The sequence below is a fragment of the Streptosporangium subroseum genome, from assembly GCF_900188345.1.
In the GTDB taxonomy this organism is placed as follows: domain Bacteria; phylum Actinomycetota; class Actinomycetes; order Streptosporangiales; family Streptosporangiaceae; genus Streptosporangium; species Streptosporangium subroseum.
Map to the genome: position 1 here is coordinate 1 of NZ_FZOD01000173.1, position 1,319 is coordinate 1,319.

2 protein-coding genes are annotated in these 1,319 nt (G+C 66.0%); both read right to left on the reverse strand.

Features of this window, described 5'->3' with window-relative positions; all coding sequences use genetic code 11:
• Positions 1-34 precede the first annotated feature (34 nt).
• Positions 35-943, reverse strand: a complete 909-nt coding sequence (locus CHC08_RS47875) for an IS3 family transposase (RefSeq protein WP_218825861.1) — start codon at positions 941-943, stop codon at positions 35-37.
• Between the two features lie 2 nt (positions 944-945).
• On the reverse strand, positions 946-1,269 hold the full coding sequence (locus tag CHC08_RS47880) for a transposase (protein WP_089213968.1): 324 nt from the start codon (positions 1,267-1,269) through the stop codon (positions 946-948).
• Positions 1,270-1,319: the final 50 nt, after the last annotated feature.

A 1,319-nucleotide genomic window follows, 5' to 3' on the forward strand; every position in this document is an offset into this window, starting at 1 on the left:
GCTGTGTCTATCCCCTGAAAGCGTGGAGATTCGATTATGCGGCCCTGGCCTCCTGAAGCCTCGCCCTGGCGGCTATTCGAGCGGTCATGATCTGCTGCTCGTAGACCATCGGTGGTAGCCCGTCAGCGGCGCTGTGTCGTCGGCGAGCGTTGTAGAAGTCAGCGATCCAGGTCGCGATCCTCAACCGGGCCTCGGCCCGGGTGCGGAAACGGTGTCGGTGCACGTATTCGACCTTGAGGGTGGAGTTGAACGACTCGGCGGCGGCGTTGTCCAGTGCGCAGCCGACCCGGCCCATCGACTGGACCACTCCCCAATGCCGGCAGGCTGCTTGGAAGCGGGCAGCGGTGTATTCGCTGCCGCGATCGGTGTGGAAGATCACCCCGTCGACGTTCCCGCCGCGGGTGACAGCGGCCATCTGCAGGGAGGCAACGGTCAGCGCCGCATCATGATGCTCCGACATCGCATACCCCAGCAACCGGCGGGAGAACAGATCCTCGACCGTGGCCAGATACAGCTTGCCCTCGTCGGTGACGATCTCGGTCACATCGCCGCACCACAGCACGTCCGGCGCGACCGCAGTGAACGAGCGCCGCACCAGGTCAGGGGCGGCAGGCCGTTTGCCCTGCCGGGTCAGCGACCGGCGTCTCCTTGGCGCTCTGCCGGCTAAGCCAAGCTCGGCCATGCGCTGCGCGACGGTGTTCTCCGATATCCGCCATCCCTGTTCGTGCAGGTCACGGGTGATGCGTGGGCTGCCGTAGGTACCGCCCGAGGCGGTGAACTTCGCCGCAATCTCCGCGTCGAGATCCTTGCGGCGCTGCTGGCGGGCCGTTGGCGCCCGGTCGCGCCACTTGTAGTACCAAGACTGCGAGACACCCAAGGCCCGGCAGGTCAACGCGTGGGGGACGTCGTGCTCGGTCTTCTGGGAGCTGATGAAGGCCGCCACGCTTACCGGCCCGTCGCTTCCTTGACCCACAAGACCACGGAGCGTTTGAGGACATCACGCTCCATCTCCAGCTCGGCGCGCTCCTTGGCCCACTCCGCCCGCTGCTTGCGCAACCTGGCGAGCTCTTCCCGCTCGGATCCGGCCAGTTCCCCGCTGTCGGCGTTCTGCTCGCGGGCCAGCCGGTCCATCTGCACCCAGTTGGCCAGCGTGCCCGCATTGATGCCCAGATCCTTGGCGATCTGCGCGATCGATTTTCCTGTCTCCCGCACGATGCGCACCGCGCCCGCCCGGAACTCCGGATCGAACCTGCGTCTGGTCTCTCCCACGACCCAACCTTCTCCTTAGGTCAGATCTCCACGATAGAAGGGGAAGGCCA